General features: G+C 61.8%; 21 protein-coding genes and 2 pseudogenes. 15 read left to right on the forward strand and 8 right to left on the reverse strand.

Features of this window, described 5'->3' with window-relative positions; all coding sequences use genetic code 11:
* Position 1 precedes the first annotated feature (1 nt).
* From BPNPMPFG_RS02750 to BPNPMPFG_RS02765, 4 genes are all read right to left on the reverse strand, one after another.
* Complete coding sequence (locus BPNPMPFG_RS02750) at positions 2-766, reverse strand: amino acid ABC transporter ATP-binding protein (RefSeq protein ID WP_319945972.1); 765 nt, start codon at positions 764-766, stop codon at positions 2-4.
* Complete coding sequence (locus BPNPMPFG_RS02755; protein WP_258593140.1) at positions 763-1,422, reverse strand: amino acid ABC transporter permease; 660 nt, start codon at positions 1,420-1,422, stop codon at positions 763-765. The genes BPNPMPFG_RS02750 and BPNPMPFG_RS02755 overlap by 4 nt, the downstream gene beginning before the upstream one ends.
* Before the next feature lie 12 nt (positions 1,423-1,434).
* Positions 1,435-2,082 (reverse strand): amino acid ABC transporter permease, encoded by a 648-nt coding sequence (locus tag BPNPMPFG_RS02760; protein WP_258593141.1) that lies wholly within the window; start codon positions 2,080-2,082, stop codon positions 1,435-1,437.
* A 65-nt stretch (positions 2,083-2,147) separates the two neighbouring features.
* Positions 2,148-2,930, reverse strand: coding sequence for an ABC transporter substrate-binding protein (locus BPNPMPFG_RS02765; RefSeq protein WP_258593142.1), 783 nt, complete (start codon positions 2,928-2,930; stop codon positions 2,148-2,150).
* 135 nt (positions 2,931-3,065) lie between these two features.
* Between BPNPMPFG_RS02765 and BPNPMPFG_RS02770 the strand changes: the two genes are divergently transcribed.
* The gene (locus BPNPMPFG_RS02770) at positions 3,066-4,025 is read left to right on the forward strand and encodes a LysR family transcriptional regulator (protein ID WP_258593143.1); all 960 of its coding nucleotides are present in this window, start codon (positions 3,066-3,068) and stop codon (positions 4,023-4,025) included.
* Between the two features lie 19 nt (positions 4,026-4,044).
* Here BPNPMPFG_RS02770 and BPNPMPFG_RS02775 read toward each other — a convergent pair whose 3' ends face one another.
* Positions 4,045-4,461: an acyl-CoA thioesterase gene (locus tag BPNPMPFG_RS02775; RefSeq protein WP_258593144.1), complete on the reverse strand. Its 417-nt coding sequence runs from the start codon at positions 4,459-4,461 to the stop codon at positions 4,045-4,047.
* A gap of 200 nt (positions 4,462-4,661) precedes the next feature.
* Between BPNPMPFG_RS02775 and BPNPMPFG_RS02780 the strand changes: the two genes are divergently transcribed.
* The 3 genes and pseudogenes from BPNPMPFG_RS02780 (at position 4,662) to BPNPMPFG_RS02790 (ending at position 6,498) form a co-directional block, all read left to right on the forward strand.
* The gene (locus BPNPMPFG_RS02780) at positions 4,662-4,910 is read left to right on the forward strand and encodes a ParB N-terminal domain-containing protein (protein WP_258593145.1); all 249 of its coding nucleotides are present in this window, start codon (positions 4,662-4,664) and stop codon (positions 4,908-4,910) included.
* A gap of 123 nt (positions 4,911-5,033) precedes the next feature.
* Positions 5,034-5,518: pseudogene (locus tag BPNPMPFG_RS02785) on the forward strand (SRPBCC domain-containing protein).
* A 116-nt stretch (positions 5,519-5,634) separates the two neighbouring features.
* Complete coding sequence (locus BPNPMPFG_RS02790; protein ID WP_258593146.1) at positions 5,635-6,498, forward strand: alpha/beta fold hydrolase; 864 nt, start codon at positions 5,635-5,637, stop codon at positions 6,496-6,498.
* A 63-nt stretch (positions 6,499-6,561) separates the two neighbouring features.
* Here the strand turns inward: BPNPMPFG_RS02790 and BPNPMPFG_RS02795 are convergent, their stop codons facing one another.
* Positions 6,562-7,605: an isopenicillin N synthase family dioxygenase gene (locus BPNPMPFG_RS02795; RefSeq protein ID WP_258593147.1), complete on the reverse strand. Its 1,044-nt coding sequence runs from the start codon at positions 7,603-7,605 to the stop codon at positions 6,562-6,564.
* A 116-nt stretch (positions 7,606-7,721) separates the two neighbouring features.
* Between BPNPMPFG_RS02795 and BPNPMPFG_RS02800 the strand changes: the two genes are divergently transcribed.
* The 3 genes from BPNPMPFG_RS02800 (at position 7,722) to BPNPMPFG_RS02810 (ending at position 9,590) form a co-directional block, all read left to right on the forward strand.
* Positions 7,722-8,120, forward strand: coding sequence for a GFA family protein (locus tag BPNPMPFG_RS02800; RefSeq protein ID WP_258593148.1), 399 nt, complete (start codon positions 7,722-7,724; stop codon positions 8,118-8,120).
* Positions 8,121-8,433: 313 nt separating this feature from the next.
* Positions 8,434-8,631, forward strand: coding sequence for a hypothetical protein (locus BPNPMPFG_RS02805; protein WP_258593149.1), 198 nt, complete (start codon positions 8,434-8,436; stop codon positions 8,629-8,631).
* Between the two features lie 170 nt (positions 8,632-8,801).
* Positions 8,802-9,590 (forward strand): phosphodiester glycosidase family protein, encoded by a 789-nt coding sequence (locus tag BPNPMPFG_RS02810; protein WP_258593150.1) that lies wholly within the window; start codon positions 8,802-8,804, stop codon positions 9,588-9,590.
* Between the two features lie 104 nt (positions 9,591-9,694).
* On the opposite strand, the gene BPNPMPFG_RS02815 is transcribed toward BPNPMPFG_RS02810, so the two are convergent.
* Positions 9,695-10,678, reverse strand: coding sequence for a DUF1402 family protein (locus BPNPMPFG_RS02815; protein ID WP_413776828.1), 984 nt, complete (start codon positions 10,676-10,678; stop codon positions 9,695-9,697).
* Between the two features lie 243 nt (positions 10,679-10,921).
* Between BPNPMPFG_RS02815 and BPNPMPFG_RS02825 the strand changes: the two genes are divergently transcribed.
* The 4 genes from BPNPMPFG_RS02825 to BPNPMPFG_RS02840 all read left to right on the forward strand — a co-directional run bounded on the left by BPNPMPFG_RS02825 (position 10,922) and on the right by BPNPMPFG_RS02840 (position 13,695).
* Positions 10,922-12,001, forward strand: a complete 1,080-nt coding sequence (locus tag BPNPMPFG_RS02825) for a glycoside hydrolase family 25 protein (protein WP_413776829.1) — start codon at positions 10,922-10,924, stop codon at positions 11,999-12,001.
* 117 nt (positions 12,002-12,118) lie between these two features.
* Entirely contained in the window at positions 12,119-12,580 is a 462-nt protein-coding gene (locus BPNPMPFG_RS02830; RefSeq protein ID WP_258593153.1) for a lysozyme inhibitor LprI family protein, read from the forward strand.
* 146 nt (positions 12,581-12,726) lie between these two features.
* Positions 12,727-13,077: a DUF3592 domain-containing protein gene (locus tag BPNPMPFG_RS02835; protein ID WP_258593154.1), complete on the forward strand. Its 351-nt coding sequence runs from the start codon at positions 12,727-12,729 to the stop codon at positions 13,075-13,077.
* A gap of 24 nt (positions 13,078-13,101) precedes the next feature.
* Positions 13,102-13,695 carry a DUF3592 domain-containing protein gene (locus tag BPNPMPFG_RS02840; protein ID WP_258593155.1) on the forward strand — a complete coding sequence of 198 codons (594 nt, stop codon included), beginning with the start codon at positions 13,102-13,104 and terminating at the stop codon, positions 13,693-13,695.
* Positions 13,696-13,709: 14 nt separating this feature from the next.
* On the opposite strand, the gene BPNPMPFG_RS02845 is transcribed toward BPNPMPFG_RS02840, so the two are convergent.
* Complete coding sequence (locus BPNPMPFG_RS02845; RefSeq protein ID WP_258593156.1) at positions 13,710-14,048, reverse strand: hypothetical protein; 339 nt, start codon at positions 14,046-14,048, stop codon at positions 13,710-13,712.
* A 203-nt stretch (positions 14,049-14,251) separates the two neighbouring features.
* Here BPNPMPFG_RS02845 and BPNPMPFG_RS02850 point away from each other — a divergent pair, with 203 nt between their 5' ends.
* The 4 genes and pseudogenes from BPNPMPFG_RS02850 (at position 14,252) to BPNPMPFG_RS02860 (ending at position 18,559) form a co-directional block, all read left to right on the forward strand.
* Positions 14,252-14,773 (forward strand): hypothetical protein, encoded by a 522-nt coding sequence (locus tag BPNPMPFG_RS02850; RefSeq protein ID WP_258593157.1) that lies wholly within the window; start codon positions 14,252-14,254, stop codon positions 14,771-14,773.
* A 4-nt stretch (positions 14,774-14,777) separates the two neighbouring features.
* Positions 14,778-15,392 carry a hypothetical protein gene (locus BPNPMPFG_RS02855; protein WP_258593158.1) on the forward strand — a complete coding sequence of 205 codons (615 nt, stop codon included), beginning with the start codon at positions 14,778-14,780 and terminating at the stop codon, positions 15,390-15,392.
* A gap of 653 nt (positions 15,393-16,045) precedes the next feature.
* Positions 16,046-16,342, forward strand: a pseudogene (locus BPNPMPFG_RS43095) (S10 family serine carboxypeptidase-like protein); the annotation flags it as partial.
* Between the two features lie 75 nt (positions 16,343-16,417).
* The gene (locus BPNPMPFG_RS02860) at positions 16,418-18,559 is read left to right on the forward strand and encodes a S8 family serine peptidase (RefSeq protein WP_258593159.1); all 2,142 of its coding nucleotides are present in this window, start codon (positions 16,418-16,420) and stop codon (positions 18,557-18,559) included.
* The last annotated feature ends 465 nt before the right edge of the window (positions 18,560-19,024 follow it).

Genomic DNA, 19,024 nt, shown 5'->3' on the forward strand with positions numbered 1-19,024 from the left:
CTCAAGCGGAAAGGTATTTCTTGAGGAAGGTGCGGGTACGTTCCTTCTGCGGCGCGCGGAAGATGTCGCCCGGCGGGCCTTCTTCCACCACCACGCCACCATCCATGAACAGCACCCTGTCCGCCACCTCGCCGGCAAAGCGCATCTCATGCGTTACGATCAGCATGGTCATGTGTTCGGCGGCAAGCTGTTTCATCACCGCGTTGACCTCATCGACCAGTTCCGGGTCAAGCGCCGACGTGGCCTCGTCGAACAACATCACCTTGGGCTGCATCGCCAGTGCACGCGCAATCGCCACGCGCTGCTTCTGGCCGCCCGAAAGTCTCGACGGATAGGCGTCGATCTTGTCGGCGAGCCCGACCTTGGACAACAGGCCATGGGCAAGCGCATGCGCTTCACTCTTCGTCATGCCCTTGAGGATGATCGGTCCCATGGAAATGTTCTCGATCACGGTCAGATGCGGGAACAGGTTGAAGTGCTGAAACACCATGCCCATCTGCTGGCGCACCTTGTTGATGTGCCGCTCGAAAGCCTGGCCGTGCAGCGGCTGGTTGACCTGCACGCCGTCGAGCCAGACTTCGCCCCCGTTCAACGCCTCAAGATGGTTGATCGAGCGCAGCAGCGTGCTCTTGCCGGAGCCGCTCGGCCCGATGATCGCGACGATTTGCCCACGCTCGACCGACAGGTCGATGCCTTTGAGGACTTCGACGGCGCCGAAGGATTTGCGCGCCCCGCGAACCTCGACCATTGGCCTCTGCGTGCTCATCGGGAAACCTCCACATGTCTTTCAAACCGACGCAGACCCGCTTCGAGCACGAGATTGAGAATATAGTAGAGCGCCGCCGCCGTGATGTAGAATTCGAACGGTCGGAACGTCTCGCTGATCGCCAGCTGGGCCGAATGAACCAGCTCGGCGATGCCGATGACCGAGACGATGGAGGATTCCTTCAGCAGCGCGATCAGGTTGCTGCCGATCGGCGGAGCCGTGTTGCGGATAGCCTGCGGGATGACGACATAGCGCAGCGTCTGCCACTTGCCGAAGCCGATGCTGCGTGCGCCTTCCGTCTGCCCGACATCGACGGCGATGATGCCGGCGTGGATGACATCGGCATTGTAGACGGCAAAGTGCAAGCCAAGCCCGACGATGCCCGCGATAAGGGCGGGGATGTCAATGCCGATCTGCACCAGGCCGAAATAGATCAGGAAGAGCTGCAACAGCAGCGGCGTGCCCATGAACACCCACATGAAGGCGCGTACGGGATAGGCGACGATTGCCGGCGCATAGAGCACGACGACCGCAAACAGGATGCCACCGACGAAGCTGAGCGCTCCGGCCGAAAGCGTCAGTACGGTGGTCCACCAGGCACCTATCAACAGAAGGTCCCAGTAGGGCGCGACGACGGTGAAATCCAGACCTTGCATCCTGCTCTCCGGTCAGGCGATTGCGTAACGCTTGTCGAGCATGTCGACGACACGGGAAACGGCATAGACTATGATCATGTAGAGCAGCGCCGCGACCCCGAAGATCTCGAATGGCTTGTAGGTGGAGCCGATGAAGCGCTGGGCCGTATAAGTCAGCTCCACGACTGAGATGGTCGATACCAGGGCGGATCCCTTCAACAAAGCGACCGTGTTGACGCCGAGCGGGCGGATCATCAGCCGCCCGGCCTGCGGCAGCACGACTTTTCGCAAGGTCTGCAAACGGCTGAATCCAATCGTGCGGGCAGCTTCGGTCTGGCCCCGGTCGACCGCGACCAGCGCACCACGGATCGATTCCGCCATATAGGCGCCGATGTTGAGGCCGAGGCCGATGACGCCCGCCGCGAACGGGTCCAGATTGATACCGATTTGCGGACCGCCGAAATAGAGCACGAAGAGCTGGATCAGGCACGGCGTGCCGCGAAACAGGCTGACATAGACAGTGCCGATGGTCCGCAGGATTGCGGACTTCGACATCTTGGCGGCCGCGGCCAGTGCCGCAGCCGCAAGGCCAAGGATCAGGGCCAGCGCCGTAATCTCGATCGTCACCAAGGCGGCTTCCACGAAGAACGGGAAGACGCGCAGCATCAAGGAAAAATCCATGAAATAGCCCGGCAAGAGTGGCGCGCGGCTTCAGACGGCTTTCGCCGTCAGCAAGCCGGCAGGGGTCAGCGGATGTCGCTGCCGACCCACTGCATGGAAATCTTCTTGTAGGTGCCGTCCGCCATCATGTCGTCCAGCGCCTTCTGCATGGCGGCCTTCAGCTGCGGATTGTCCTTGCGGATGGCGATGCCGATGGCGACGGCGCCGCCTTCGATATCGGGCGTGTCGAGCTGACGGACCTTCTCGCCCGTCTCCTTGACGGCGATCTTGACCGGAATGTTGTCGACGACGATGGCGTCTACGCGACCGGCCTTCAACTCCAGCAGCAGTTCCGGCAGGCCCTTGTAGGTACGGATGTCCCAGCCGCCCTGTTCGCGCGCCCATTTCTCATGCGTTTCGCCGAGCGTCACGCCAAGGGTCTTGCCCTTGAGATCGGCAAGGCTTTGCACCTTGGAATCCTCGTTCACGAAAACGGCGCGGCCGGCGTGGTAGTACGGGCCGACGAAATCGACCACCTTCTCGCGTTCTGGCGTGATGGTCATCGAGCCAACGACGGTGTCGTATTTGTTGGCGAGCAGCCCGGCGATGATGCCATCCCACGCCGTGGTGATGATGGTGCCCTTAACGCCGATGCGCTCGGCGATGGCCTTGCCGATGTCGGCGTCGAAGCCGACGACTTCGTTCTGGTCGTTGACGAAGTTGAAGGGCGGGTACTGCCCACTCGTGGAAATCTTCAGTTCGCCCGCCGACTTGATTTTTTCGAGGTCATCGGCCCTCGCCGAAACGGTCGTGAAGCTCGACGCGAGCAGCAGGGCCGCAACCGCGATGCCGGAAAATACTCTGTTCATCTGATTTCGTGTCCTCTGGATGGAGCGCAAAGTCTTGTTCCTGGGAACGTCAGGACGCTTTCCTGTCTTGGATGATTGCCTTTGCGGTAGCATTGCGCAAATAGACAATGGGAATAGGGAGCATAGATATCAGGAATGGCATTGCCTCGCCCCGAACGGCTGGTCTGGGATCTGGACTGGAACCTGCTGCGGACGTTCGTCGTCATCGCCGAGGTCAAGAGCATCACGCGCGCCGCCGAACGGCTGAACCTCAAGCAGCCCAGCGTCAGCAACGCGCTGCGGCGGCTGGAAGACCGGGTTGGCCGACGGCTGGTCGAGCGCGATGCGACACGCTTCGAGCTCACCGAGGTCGGACGGCTTCTCTACGAACAGAGCGTCGAGGTGTTCGGCACCATATCGCAGCTGCCGCTGCTGATGCGCGGCATCAGCGACGATGTCACCGGCCACGTCATGATCGCGATGGCCAGCCATGTCGTCTCGCCGCTGTTCGATCAGGCATTGTCGGAGTTTCACCGCAACTATCCGCGCGCCAGCATCACCATCTCGGTCGCGGCGAGCACCGAAGTGGCCAAGCAGGTGAGGGAGCGGCGCGCCTCCTTCGGCATCTGCCTGGTCAGCCAGCGCGATCCGGCGCTGGAATATGCGATGGTTTATCGCGAGTTCTTCGGTTTCTTTTGTGGTCCGCAGCATAGGCTTTTTGGGCAAACCGGGCTGACGCTGGCGGATCTCAGGGGCGAACCCTCGGTATCGTTCCAGACCGACCATATTTCAGACGCCTTGCGGCCGGTTGCGCTGCTGCGCAGCGAGGCTCGGCTGAACGCCGACGTTGTCGGCGTGTCCTCGAGCTTGGAGGAGGTGCGGCGCATGATCGTCGCCGGGCTCGGCATCGGTCCGCTGCCGCTGCATGTTGCGCGGCGCGACGTGGCGGATGGGATGCTGTGGCGGTTGCCGCCCTACGATGCACCGCCGGCTATCGACATCTTTCTGCTCGTCAATCCGGACAAGGCGATGAACCGCGCCGAGAAGGCGCTGCTGTCGGGGCTGCAGGCACTGATCGCCGAGACACCGCTCGAGGATCGCATCTACAAAGGCTGACCGGCCGAAAAATCTTGGCTCATTCAATCAGGAAGGCAGACGCGCGGCTGCGCATTGGCTCGTCCAGAGCCACCGAGGCGCGCGCGGCAAGGTCGAAGCGCACGCTGGTCGTCCGGCTCGACGCATGGACGACCCCGCCGAGCGATCCCGACATCACCTGTTCGAAGGTGACGGAGGTGCGGCCGATCTTCACGACATGCGAACGGATGGTGATGAGCGCGCCGGCCCTGGTTTCATGCCGATAGTCGATCTCGGTGCGCACATCGGCCCATCCGATCTCCGACGTCTGGCTGCCGTCCTGCCCGGCGATATGGCCAAGAATCTGGAAGGAGGCATCGTCGAACATCGCCGCATAGTGGCGAACGTTCATGTGTCCCATTACGTCGCACATCCAGGGATGAGCGACGCCGACAAAGGTGACGAGAGATTTGTCCATGCAGATTGTTCCGCAGCCATCATAGCCGATCGCGGACACGCAATATCGAAATGCGCGGTGACAGGCAAACCGGCGGGCAAGCCCAGCGCTTCAAATTGAGAACGGACTCCAAGGTCGTATTCGTTAGCCGCGCCCTTGGTGCTTTTGAACAAACCGACTATCTCAAGGGGAGGGCGGCGTTTTCCGCCACGGGAGCTGACATGCTGAGGGTGCAAAAAGTCAAGGTGGACGACATCTACGTGCCGACGGCACGCAAGAAGACGCTGCATCCCGAGACCGTCCGGCATCTGGCCGAGGACATTCTGGAAAATGGCATGAAGACGCCCATCCAGGTCCGCCATGACGGCAAGCGCCATGTCCTGGTAGAAGGCCTGCACCGGTTGGAGGCGGCCAAGTGGCTCGGCGAGGCCGAGATCGACGCCTATCTGGTGCAAGCCAAGCGCCACTGACGCTTCCTCCGTTCGTAGTCCTGCCCAGCCACGCATCCTCCAGAATTTTTCGCTGGCGATGTCGGCTTGCGTCCTATCCGTTCGTCCTTGGGACGGAAGCCAGATCAAACCAAGGACACCATTATGACCACCAAGCTCGACATCGCTCCCGCCAACGACCGCGAACTGGTTCTCGCCCGCATCATCGATGCGCCGCGCGAGAGCGTCTATCGCTGCTGGACCGATCCGAAACTGGTGACGCAGTGGTTTGCGCCAAAGCCCTGGACGACACCGCGGGCCGAGATGGACGTGCGCACCGGCGGCTCGAGCCTTGTCGTCATGGCCGGCCCCGACGGCAACGAATTCCCCAATCCTGGCGTCTTCCTCGAAGTCATTCCCGGCAAGAAGATCGTCTTCACCGACGCCTACACCCAGGCATGGGAGCCATCGGAAAGCCGTTCATGACCGGCGTGCTGACCTTCGAGGACGAGGGCGAGGGCAAGACCCGCTACATCGCGCGGGTCAGGCACTGGAGTGTCGCCGACCGCGAGCAGCACGAGAAGATGGGTTTTCACGTGGGCTGGGGCCAGTGCACCGACCAGCTCGAAGAGCTCGCCAAGACGCTTTGATATCGGCAGGACGAGGGGAGATCGACAAGTCCAAAACCCTGCTTTTCGCCATTCTTGCTTCGGCTGCGGCGCTTGGCTGCCCAGGCACCACCAATGCAGAGGAGACAAAACCTGCCATGACCACCGAAACCAAGACACTGCCGAGGCCGGAGAAATCCGGCCTGCTGCCGATCAACGGCCTGAACTACTATTACGCCGTCTACGGCAAGGGCGAGCCGCTGCTTCTGTTGCATGGCGGTCTTGGGACCACGGACATGTTCGCGCCGATCCTGCCCAAGCTTGCCGAGAATCGCACCGTCATTGGCGTCGACCTGCAGGGGCATGGTCGCACGGCACTCGGCGACCGGCCGTTCACACTGGAGGCGGTGGGCGACGACATGGCCGATATCGTCAAGGCGCTCGGCCATGACAAGGTTGATGTCATGGGCTATTCGCTGGGCGGCGGCGTCGCCTTCCGGATGGCGGTGCAACATCCCGAGGCCGTGCGGCGGCTGGTGTTGGTGTCGACGGGCTATGCGCAGGACGGCTTCTATTCCGAAATGCGCGCCATGCAGAAACAGATGAGCCCTGGCATGGCCGACATGATGAAGGGCACGCCGATGTATAAGTCCTACATGGCCGTCGCACCGCGTCCGCAAGATTTCCCAAAGCTGCTCGACGCGCTCGGCAATCATATGCGCAGGGACTACGACTACTCCGCCGACGTCGCCAAGCTGAAGATGCCGGTCATGCTGGCCTATGGCGACAGCGACATGTACCGGCCCGAGCATGAGATCATGTTCTACCAGATGCTCGGTGGCGGGCTGAAGGACGCCGGCTGGATGCGCGAGAACATGTCGCAAAACCGCCTGGCGATCCTGCCCAACCGCACCCACTACGACGTTTTCTTCGCCCCGGAGCTGACGGCCGCGGCACTGCCCTTCCTCAACGGCGAGACCAGGGTGAAGACCTGGGACGAGGTCGTCAGCGAAACGGAATAATTGCTTCTGCCTGCCGGCCGTCTCGGAGATGGCCGGCAGCTCTCCTGCACCTGTCAGCCGCCTTCAGGAAGCCTTGGCGCGGCGTGGCTGCCTGAGATGCCTGATGCCGCTCATCTCGACGAAATTCGTCGCCGCTTCCCAGAGGTAGTCGCCATAGAGGAACGGCTCGAAGGGCTCGGCCCCGCGCAACGGCAATGGCGCGATCTCCGCGTCGACACGCGGTTCATAGAAGAACGGGATCGAGAACCGCGCCGTCTTCGGCGCAATCACCCGGTGCCGCGTCGCCCGGACGCGTCCGCCGGTCCAGCGCTCCAGCAATTGGCCGAAATTGACCGCCAGAGTGCCGTTGGCCGGCGGCACGTCGATCCATTCGCCGGCGAGATTCTTTGCTTGCAGGCCCTCGACGCCGTCCTGCGCCAGCAAAGTGACGAAGCCGGAATCGGCGTGCTCGCGGCCGATGATGGTGCGCGTCTCGCCCTTGTGGACGACCGAGAACTCCGGCCCGCTGGTGTCGATTCCGGCATTGGCGTCACGCAGTGGGTAACGGATCAGGCGCAGCGTCGAGATGCCATGATCGAAATAGGCATCGAAGATCGTTTCCGGCAGGCCAAGGCCGCGGGCGATCGAGCGCATCAGCGCGTTGCCGACCGTCTCCATCGCACGATAATAATCCGCTGCCGCCGCGCGCCAGCCGGGCAGGGCATCTTCGGCCGGCAAGGGCGTCGGCTCTAACAACGGATCGTCGGAAGCCGACATATCAGTCGCGTCGACAAGACCCGGATTGGCAAGGTCCGGTCCCATGTCGATGCCTTCCTTGTAGGAAACGGCTGCCGGCTGCAGCGGGAACCAGCCGCGATAGACGTTCTTCTTGCTGCGGTCGAAATTCCAGCGCAGCAATTTCTGCTTCTCGGCGTCGGCAAGCCTGAAGATGCGCAGCATCCGTGCTCGCTTGTCCGGCGTCAGCCAGTCATCGCCGGGAAAATCCCGAACCGCCATGAAGCCAATCCCGGAGGCGGCGGCCATGATCCTAGCGTCGGTGCGGTCACGAGCGGGCGAGGGCGGCCCGAACAGGGCTGCGATCCCTATGGTTTCAATGTCCGGCATCATGGCTTCAGGTCCATCGCATCACGATAATCGATGGCGTTGTATCAAAGCTTTTCAATTGACCCAATCGGTCCCGCCATTACGGTGCCCGTTATTCTCTCCACCAATGGGTCAGGGCGATGGCAAGATATGAGGGCGGATGCCTTTGCAAGGCGGTGCGCTATCGCGTCGACGCGATGCCCATCAACGAACGCATCTGCCATTGCCGGCTGTGCCAGAAGGTGATTGGCGCCGCCTTCAACGCACGCGTGCTGTTTCGCATCGACGATGTGACGATCGAGGGGCCGCTGGCGACGGTGAACACCTCGCCCGACCTCAAGCGCGGCTTTTGTCCAAGCTGCGGCACGACGATGTTTTCCCGGCGCGATTCCGCCGGCATCATCGGCATCACCACCGGTTCGCTCGACGATCCCACGGTTTTCAAGCCGCAAATGCATATCTTCACGGCCTCGAAGCAGCCCTGGGTCGTGCTCGATGACGGCCTGCCGCAGTACGAAGGCGCACCGCCGCCGGGCTAGACTTTTTTCCTTCTCCCCTTGTGGGGCCCGAAGGGTGGGCGAGGCCCGTGACTCGCCCAGGGCGGTGGATCGGCGCGCAGCGCCGAGACGGTTGAGGGGTGTTGGACGGAGTGTCGTAGGCACCAAGCTGGAACACCCCTCATCCGACCTCGCTTCGCTCGGCCACCTTCTCCCACAAACGGGAAAGGGAATTGCGCAAGCATGACCAAAATTTGATCGAAATCGACACGAGATAGCCGGCAAAGCGTCATTGGCGGGCCATCATTGTCTCCCTATTTAAGGGTCGCGGGCACGGCATTCGAGGAGACGACGGATGAACGACAGCATCAGCACCCTGGACGAGCTTTTGAGCGATCCGATGGTCCTGCTTGTGATGGAGCGCGATCGTGTGCGCCCCGAACAGGTGCGCATGCTGCTCGAGCGGGTTCGCCGACCTTCCACCGATGAGCCGGTTGTGCCTCCGGCCCATGTGATCGCCAGGGCATGCCAGAAACTCTGGCTGTGCCCGTAATCGCGTTGCGATTTCCCGTATGAACACTCTAAGCCGGCCCAGGGCGGGCCGGTTTTGAACGGTGCGCATTTTTTGGCGCACCTGTCGCGGTCTGCTTGGTGCCTGTCCACAGTCTCGCTTGAAACAGGCTATATCCGTACCGGAGACTGAACTTCGATTCCGGTACGCGCATGGATTTCTTGACTCTTCTGCAATCGCTGCCACTGCTGCTGGCGCTGGCCAAGGGCGCGCTACCGTCGGTGGCGGCACTCGGCATGGGATTTGGCCAATGGGTCGCTTCGCTGCCGCCATGCCGTGACTTCGCGTTCGAGGCGACCAGCTATCTCGTTTGCGAGGTCGACCCGAAACGATATCAGGTCGAACTGTTCTGGAAGGATCCGGCCGGCAAACCGTTTCAGTCGCTGCACAATCTCCATGCTTCGCAGCAGGCGGCAGGACGCACCATGCTGTTTGCCATCAATGCCGGCATGTATCACCCCAACCTCCATCCGGTCGGTCTCTATGTCGAGCATGGCCGGGAAATGGCGTCGGTGAAGACGGGATCGGGAAGCGGCAATTTTTCCCTGCAGCCGAACGGCATTTTTTACATGAGCAACGGCAAGGCGGCGGTCCGCTCCACCAGGGACTTTCTGAAAAGACGGCCGCCGCTCGACTATGCGACGCAATCCGGGCCGATGCTGGTGATCGACGGCCAGCTGCATCCGAAATTCCAGGCCGACGGCACCTCGCGCAAGACCCGCGACGGTGTCGGCGTGCGAAAGGATGGCGTTGCCGTCTTCGCCATTTCGAACGGCACGGTGACCTTCCATGCCTTCGCCCGCCTTTTTCGTGATGCGCTCGGCTGCGACAACGCGCTGTTCCTCGACGGCACGATATCAAGCCTGTTCGCGCCGGCCATCGGCCGCAACGACGACTACTGGAATCTGGGGCCGATGATCGGCGTTTTCAGGAAGTCCTAATTGGCTTTTCCAACCCGCTTGCAGGCGCGACGGAGAATCTTGACGGCGACGATGGCCGCCACAACGGCCGCGTCCGAACGACCGTGCCTACGGCGTGCGGCTTCTCAGCTGCCGCCGCCGAGCAAAGCCCTGAGCTCGTCCAGTTTGTCGTTGACGAGCCAGCCATAGTAATTTTCGACCGGCAGCTTAGCCTGCTTGCCGCTTGCGACGGCCGCGCGCAGTTCGGCCGCTCTGCGCCGCGGCTGGCCGACATTGTAGAGCGTCGCCGTGACGCCCGGATTGCCGGAGATGTCGAAACCCTGTTCCTTGTAGGCGTCGATGGCGTCCCGCACGATGGCGGCGATGTAGACGATGCTGCGGTCGGGATCCATGACGTCGCGATAGATCGCCTGCGGGTGATCGGGCGTCAGCCGGTCATAGCCGCTCACCTTGTTGACGAGATCGGTGACCTCAAGCGCGGTCAGCGGGCTGATCTGCCCGAGCCCGAAGGTCTGGCCGGCGAAGAAGGGCTGGAAGAACGCCTGCTGGAAGGTCATCGCTGGATAAGCGACGCCATCGACCGTCTTGCCGCGAAAGTGCTGGATCCAGACATCGTCGCGGCAGCTCCACAAGGCAGCACTTCCCTTGGCTTGCGCGCAGGCCGCGAATTCCGGCCGCTCGACGAAGCTCTGCACCGGCACGCCTTTGTAACGGAAGGCAAAGTCGAGCCCGGAGTAGGACAGCGCCTTGACATAGTAGGTCTGCACCGAGCCGACCGCGGTCACATTGTAAGTGTGTTCGCCGACCAGCGCGCCGACGATGTGAACGGGATCGATATCATAGGCCGCCGCCACTTCCTTGATATGCGCCACCAGCTTCTTTTCGCGCTTCAGCAGCGCGATGATCTTCTCGTATTTCTCCTCATATGTGGTCTTGAACGCGCGCGTTCGCGTTGCCGACGCATCCGGAACGGTCGGCTGCGTCTCCGAACGGTTTCCCGGGGGAACGACGGCCATCGCGCCGGCCTGCATCGCCTGGCTCGCAAGTGCCTCGCCAAATGGGATTGCGGCGAGCAGGAGAATCCAAAACAGTCGCTGCAATGCAATCATCGGATGCCCTCAGGGGAGAATTGGCGGCAAGCGCCAGGGTGTTCACACCGTCTCAACAGCGACATCGTGGCGCTGTCAAGGCTGGTTTGACCGTTGGCGCCGGAAGGCTGCGTTGCGCTTCCCGGCGAGCGCGAGAAAATTTGATTCAAACTTTATTGGTAATTTCTCGTTCATAACTCGATCTGGTTTGTCCGTCGGCTGTCGTTTTGCCCTCGGTCTGTTGTGTTTTGAGTACAGGTCCAGATGCGGATACCGGGCGTCATCAGTTTCTTGATCGCATCGCTATGCCTTGCCGGCTGCAGCTCGACGGCCGGCGTCGACGCGCTGGATTTGCAGAAACCGTCCAACGAGACGACCAGTTCCGTCATACGGCCGCCCGCACCGTTGGCGGCTGCTCCGGCGGCAAAGGCCAACAGGGCGCCGAGAGCCGACGTGGCGTCCATGCCGGACAATGGTTCGGCGGAAAAAACGCGGCCGTTCGGACTGGCGGAGGAGGAGACGGTGGCGTTATCGGCGCCTGAAGTGCCTGACGTCGGCGGGCTGCCGGTCGAGCCGGCCGCGCTGGTATCGAAGCCAAGGCTGTTGAGCCGCGCCGTACCCGCGATGCTTGCCGGGCCGCTCACCCGCTACGGCTTTCGCGACGCCAAGCCGATCAATTTCGGCAAGGCTTCGCCCCGCCACCTTGCCGTGCACGGCGTCGACGTCTCGCGCTGGCAGGGCGACGTCAATTGGGAAAAGCTGCGCGCCCAGGGCGCCAACTTCGCCTACATCAAGGCGACCGATGGCGGCGACCATCTCGATCCGATGTTCATGAAGAACTGGCGCAATGCCGATGCCGCCGGCCTGAAGCGCGGCGCCTATCACTTCTTCTACTGGTGCCGCACCGCGGGCGAGCAGGCCGACTGGTTCATCCGCAACGTGCCGAAGATGGACGGCGCGCTGCCGCCGGTGATCGACGTCGAGTGGAACGGCGAATCCAGCTGCAAGCGGCGGCCGTCGCGCGAAAAGGTGCTGGAGAAGATGCAGGTGTTCATGGACAAGCTGGAGCGCCATTACGGCCAGCGCCCCATCATCTACACCGCGCCCGATTTCTACCGCGACAATCTCAGGGGCGAATTCCTGGATTATCCGTTCTGGGTGCGCGCGGTGGCCCAGCACCCGTCAAAGGTCTATCCCGACCGCAAATGGCTGTTCTGGCAATATTCCGGCTCCGGCCTGTCGCATGGCGTCACCGGCCGCATCGACCTCAACGTCTTCCACGGCGACGAACGGCAGTGGCGCGCCTTTGCCGGCGGACGGATTTCCGTCGCCGACGCCGACTGACGCAGGTCGCGTGTAGGGTCGCTATGCTGCTGCACGCATATTGCCTTCACGCGGGCGGAAGAGGATTTTGGAGCGCGCGGCTCTCACGGCGCTTTGGAATCATGCCTCGGAGGCGAAATGCAGATCGGGCACCCCAGTCGCAAACGCGTTGTCCTCAGTGGAGCGCTGGTTTGTCTGTTGGCGATGGCATTGCCCGGGACCTTGGCGGCCGCGGCACTGAAGGATCCCACCGCCGACGTGCTCGACCGCTGCCTGAACGACGCGGCCAATGCCTCTACATCAGGTCAAACCGAATGTGAGGCCGCGGCATCGAGCGACTACGATCGCCGGATGAATGCCGCCTATGCGACGCTTATGCGCAAATTGCCGCGCCAGGCTGCTCAACAGCTCCGCCTGTCGCAGCGCGCATGGTTGAGCTTCCGCGACAGTGACGCGAAGGCACGCGACGCATTGTACGAAACCCGGCAAGGTACGCTGTACGTGCCGATGCAGGCTTCCGATACGACTGACGCCATTCGGGACCGTGCTCTCCAATTGGAAGGCTATGTTCGGGTCATGGCGATCGAGGATCCCGAATAGCGCTTGACTATCGCTTCAATAACCGCGCGGCGCCATTGAGACTTGCCGGGCCGTCGTGCCACAACTTTGCGAATAGAAAACAAGACATTGCCGTCGCCATGCTGTCTATGTACAGGCTCCTGCACTCCTGGGGGGCTCGGAGCAAGTTGGAACTCAAATTTCTGTTGGTTGGCTTTGCCTGCGCGGTCGCCGGCGGGCTGTCGATCGTCACTTTCCTGAAATGGCGAGAGGTGAAGGCGGTCAGCCGCTGGTTGCCGACGCCGGGAAAGATCATTTCCTCGCGCGTCGAGGCGCGAGAGGTCCAAAGCTTGGGCACCGGCTCGAAGAGCAGCGATGCCACCGAGATCCGCAACTTTCCGGCGATCACCTTCGAGTACAAGGTCGGCGGCAAAACTTTTCAAAGTTCGCGCTACAGCGTTCAGGAGAACCTCGGGAATTTCGAAGTACCCGAAACGCTTGCACGGTTTCCGCGCGGCGCGGCCGTGACCGTCTTCTAAGACCCGTCCGATCCGGCCAAGGCCGTGATCGAGCGCACCATGCCGGAAGGCGCCTTCAAATTCATGGTCCAGCTTTCGGCCGGACTGGTGATCGGCGCGCTGGTGCTGGTGTTCTCGGTTGGCGGTGTGCTGGAGGCGATCGGCCCGCATTTGCCCAAGCCGCAAAACCTCGCTGCGGCGGCGCTGCTGCTGTTCATGGGCCTGTTTGTCCTGCGCATGGGCTTCGTCCAGAAGTCGATGGCCGAGCAGGCGGCAAAATGGCCGGTCGCCGCCGGCCGCATCGATGCCTCAGGCCTGCAGGCGATCCGAACCCGCGAATTGGGCTATCAACGCTGGCGCACTGTCTTCAGGTCTCGCATCGTCTACAGCTATGGCGTCGCTGGCCAGCGCTACAGCGCCGACCGCGTCGCCTTCGGTGCCAGCGTGATGGCGTCGCTGCCCGGCCTCGTCGGCGGCCAGGCGCGGCGCTATGCCGAGGGCAGCAAGGTCGACGTGCACTATGACCCCGCCAACCCCGCCTCGGCCGTGCTCGAATGCAGGGTGCGTGGGCTCTGGGTGCTGTGGGTCTGTTCGCTTGGCTTTCTGGGTGGCGCCGCCTTCCTGGTCGGGCTGGTCTGAGGCGCCGAATGCCTTCAGCAGCGCACGAGAGGTCCGCTGTCGAAGCCAGGCCACGTGAAGCGCACCGTCTCGCCATGTCTCTCGATATGGATGATACGGGAGAACGGCTCCTCCAGTGACGGGTCCGACCCGTAGCACTGGCTCGCATGCACCACCCAGCCGGTCAGGCTTTTGCGAAATGTCGCGTGCTCGCAGCCGAGTTCGGGAAACGACAGCGCCGACCGATCGACGGTGAACACAGTCTGGCGCCGGACGTCGGCGGCCGCTTGGCAGTTCAGCTTGTCCTTGGACCATGTCCCGATATAGGGCGACACCGCTAACGCAGGGCCAACCGCGACTGCGGATACTGCCATCGTCATTGCCAAACGCCGCATCACCAGGCTGTCTCCTTCGGCCAGTTTGCTTGACCATACAGTCTGTCGGGATTGGTACAGGATAAGTTTTCGTGCGGGTGCGGATAGGCGCCGCCGTACGGAATTTCGCTTATGATTTTGCGCGGATGATGCGACTGTGCGGCTCCGTCCGCACCCAGGCAACGCTTTCCCAGAGATATCCGATGATCACCCGCACACTGGCCTTCGTGTTCCTGGGACTGCTCGGCCCGATGCAGGCGGCGAACGCGAAAGAATGCCTGCTGAGCCATGCCACCTATCGCGAGCCGCGCTCGGGCGCGGTCATGCAATTTCGGCCACTCGCCAACGAACCGGAGGCGCTGACGGCGCAGGTGTTTTCGCTGGCCGTGCCCAACACCGACACAAGCCTGCCGGCCGACATCACCTGGACCAACGGCAAGAATTCGTTTCCGCTCGGCACCATCCGTCACCCTTGCACCGACGACGAGCGCGAAGGGGGCCTGCAGGATGGTAGCGGCCTGTGCAGGATATGGGACGGCCAGGTCTATGCCTTGACCGGAGGCGGCGCCGAGCAGTTGAATTCCCGCGAAGCGACGCCGGCGCCGAAAGGGCTGTTGTTGCCTGATTTCGGCGCGGCTTTCACCGAATGGGCCGATTTCGCCAATGCCAATCCCAACGGCTCGGCGTGGGATGCGTTTACTTTGACAGGATGCAGCGATGAGTAGCGCCATGAGATCGACTATCTGGGCCTGCGCCCTGTTTGCATCCGCGACGATATCCGCCGTGGCGCGCGCGGACGAGCCGGTGCCGTCGCGTCCGCCGATCGACAAATGCGCCTGGGAAAGACTGTCCGACAAGACTGTCGGGCTTGCCGCCTGGGTGCAGCGCTGCGACTTCGGCTTTCGCCAGATCCATTTCGAATTCGCTGGCAAGGCGCTTGCCATCAAATACAGCGACGGCGGCGCGGCCGATCCTCTTGTCGAGGTGTTCGATATCAACCCCGGCGAAACCGCCGAGGCCGCATTGCAGCGCCTCTTCCTGGAAAAGACCGACAAGGCCGTCAGCGCTCGCTGCGTGCTGGCGCCTTACATCGAGGGAAGCGTACCCGCCGGTGTCAAACGCTACACATTCAGCCCCGACGCGGCCTACGCTAAAGAGCTGAAAGCGCTAGCCGATCCCAATGAGGTGCCCGACCCGCCCTGCGGCGACTGGGGCGAAATGCCGGATGGGATCCAGTATTTCCAGCTGCCAGGAGGTGAGGCGCGGAAGGTGCTGTTCGTCCGCATCGGCCAGGATGAGCCGTTGTTTGACGAGCAGACGTTGCAGGTGTTGCCGCAGGGGTAGGGCCAGGAGCGGGATCGAGTGGATCGCTGCCTTCTATGCCTCTACGTGCTCCGCGAGGCTGACACCCTTCAGCAAGGCCCGGCAGCGCTTGGCTTCCTTGGTAATTGAGGGCCTTGGCGACCGATCGCTGAACGAGCTTGGGCGGTATGCTGCTCAGTAGCGGAGCGGCGCCTCATGAGAAAATTGTCTGTCGACGCATTACCGCATCGCTGAGCGAGGGAGCAACTTGTCGATCCTGGTAAGCAGGAGTAAAGTAGAGCAGTCCAATCGCCAAATGTCGCAACGTATCGACAAAGACGATTTTAGGCGATTTTGACAGGATAGACGTCCACTTGGTGGCAGGCAACCGAGCCGGATCTGTTGCCGGGAACACAAGGACATGGAGGTCTGCGATGGCGAACGCGGCCAACGACAAGCCGGGAGCCAGCCAACCCGTTTCCGATCAGCCGTTCTTCGACGCGACTGCCTACGGGGCCGGCCCTGATGACTCAATTTCGGACGCAACCGAAAACGCTGCGATCACCCATCATGTGGCAACGCTGAACGGAATTTCCATCCCTTACACCGCAACAGCAGGCCACCTCGTCGCGGTTGATCCTTTGAGCTCGAAATCAGCCGCGAAGGTCTTCTATGTCGCCTTTACCGCGAACGGCATGGACCCGACGACCCGCCCCGTGACCTTTTTCTACAATGGCGGGCCTGGATCGTCGGCGGTCTTCCTGATGCTCGGTTCCTTCGCGCCCCGACGTATCAAGACCAACATGCCAGGGTTCACGCCGCCTCCGCCCTACGCCATGGAGGATAATCCCGATAGCCTGATCGACCGCAGCGATCTGGTCTACATAAATCCAGTCGGCACCGGCTACTCCGCGGCGATCGCGCCCTACAAGAACCGCGACTTCTGGGGCGTCGACCAGGATGCCATTTCGATCAAGCAGTTCATCAAGCGCTATCTGAGCGCCTTCAATCGCTGGAACTCACCGAGATTCCTGTTTGGTGAATCCTACGGCACGGCTCGCAGCTGTGTGCTGGCCTGGATGCTGCACGAAGACGGCCTCGACCTCAACGGGATCACGCTTCAATCCAGCGTGCTCGACTATCCCGCCAACTTTTCCAATGCGGTCGGCCTGATGCCTACCTTCGCCGCCGACGCATGGTATCACAACAAGATCGGCGCCGAGCCGCCGCCGGCGGATCTGGTCTCCTTCATGGATACCGTGACGCAATTCGCGCAGGGACCGTACGCTGGCGCGCTGCAATCGTTTCCGAAGGCGGAGCCGTCGACGGTGGAAACGCTGAGCAAGTATCTCGGGCTGTCGGAAGGCGTCCTCAATGCTTGGCATTTGAATGTCGAGGCTGCCGACCGCCTTGGCCATTCCGCGTTCCTCATCGACCTGTTGCAGGATCAGGGACTGGCGTTGGGCGCTTATGACGGGAGGGTAACGGGCATCGACACGGGCATCGCCGCCATCGTCTCTCCCGACGGCGGCATGAACGACCCCACCATGGCAGCCGTCGGCGGCGTCTACACCACAATGTGGAACGCCTACCTCAACAACGACCTCGAATTCACCGCGACCTCGAATTTCGTTGATCTCAATGACCAGGCATTTCAGTTTTGGGATTTCCGGCACAAGGATCCGGCAGGGACGGTGCAGGCGCCGGATGGACAGGGCAATCCTACGCTCTATACGGCCGGCGACCTGGCAGCCACGATGGCCGCCAACCCTGACCTGCTGGTGCTCTCCGCCAATGGCTATTACGATTCAGTGACGCCCTTCTTTCAGACCAGGCTTACGCTGGACGCAATGCCTCTCGAGGATGCCAGTGTCCGGCGCAATCTGACGATCAGGAACTATCCCTCGGGACACATGATCTATCTTGACGGCAAATCGCGAACGGCGATGAAAGCCGACCTCGCGGCCATGTACGATCAGGCCGTCGCAGCGAAGATCGCGCGCGTGCGCGTCAGGGCGACGCTGTCTCGCAAGATCCCAAATATCAATCGGCCGTATTTCAAGTTGCCTGCTGCGGGCGAAGGCGCTCTGCGCCCTGCTGTGGCCGGCGCGACGCCCTGGAGCATGGCGGATCTGTGCAAGGCGTATTCCTGGCCCACCGATCTTGTTGGCGGCGGTGTGATTGCGATCATCGAGTTCAGCGGCGGTTGGGTTCGCAGCGACATCGACGCCTATGTTCGAGCAACGGGCTTGCCGATGCCGAGCATCGTCGACATTTCAGTTGGAGCAGGACAGAACGATCCGAACCGGCATTCCGGAGACCCAGCGGGCGACCCCGACCGCGAGGTGGCGCTCGATATCGAGGTCGCCGCCGCAGCCTATTCTCTGGCAACCGGCGGTGTGGCAAACATCCGTGTCTATTGGGCCGATGCCTCCGACTGGGGAGCGATGGCGTCAGCCATCACCGCGGCAGCCGCCGACGGTTGCGACGTCTGTTCGATCTCCTGGGGCTCCGACGAGGCCAATTGGCAGGCCGCGGCGAAGGCGGTGGGGATAGATTATCCTGGCAAATTGAACGTCGCCGCTGAAGCCGCTGCACAGTCGGGGATGATCATATTTGCCGCTTCGGGTGACAACGATTCATCCGATGGAGGCCCGAACCCAGCCAATGTTGATCTGCCCTCATCCAGTCCTTTCATCATTGGATGCGGTGGCACGATGAAACCGCACGGAGCAGGCGAGCAGGAGACCGTCTGGAACGACAGTCCCGGAAACCCGAATGGGAATGGGACCGGCGGCGGGTTCTCCAGGCTGTTTCGACCTATGCCCGCTTGGCAGGCGGGTGCGCCTCACGGGCCGGGTCGCATGGTTCCAGACGTTTCCGCCAATGCAGATCCCTACACCGGATACGATGTATTTGTTCATGGCGCCCAGGAAGTGATCGGAGGGACCAGCGCCGTCGCACCGCTTTATGCGGGGCTCTTCGCTGCATTCGGGCGCAAACTTGGTTTTGTGACGCCGAAGCTCTGGCTGAATCACACCTGTTTCAACGATATCGTTACTGGCGACAACGGATATTTCCGCGCCCGCCTGGGTCCTGATCCATGCACGGGCATCGGGACACCGATCGCGGATAAGTTGAGCGCGCTATTCAAGGCACCGAGCAAGTTGCCATCGGGAACGGAAAGGGTGGCGCGCAGTCGAAGGTGAGACGCGAACAACGCAAACGTCCCGCGGGCAGAATAACTTGCGTCCAGAGATAATTACCACCAGTGCCACCAACAACCTGGGAAATCGCTTCCCTTCTTTATTCATGCACTGGGTTCGAGATTCTGGAAGCTGTTAGCGAGAGAAGGAGCAGTTCAGCAAGTCGCGCGGTGCAGTCTTGCAGTATTTGGCAGCCGCCGCCGCACCCAACACTTCGAACAAACGTCTGTCTGGCGACCCGTTATGAAGGTGGGAGCCGTCGTGGAGTTGTGGTTGGGCGAGATGCCCTTCTTAATTCTCTGTTTGTTCAGTGGGGATATTTCCGGACGCTCTTGTTGTCGGGCAGTGCAATTGTGTCAGCCTGTTTGATCATTGCCGATCTCGTTTTGCTCCTCAATCCATTTCCCGGATATATCCCCGTGAAACATGTAAATATTTTGCTAGGAAAAGACGCCTATCGCCCTCACC

Origin of the sequence: Mesorhizobium sp. AR07, from assembly GCF_024746815.1 — a bacterium.
In the GTDB taxonomy this organism is placed as follows: Bacteria; Pseudomonadota; Alphaproteobacteria; order Rhizobiales; family Rhizobiaceae; genus Mesorhizobium.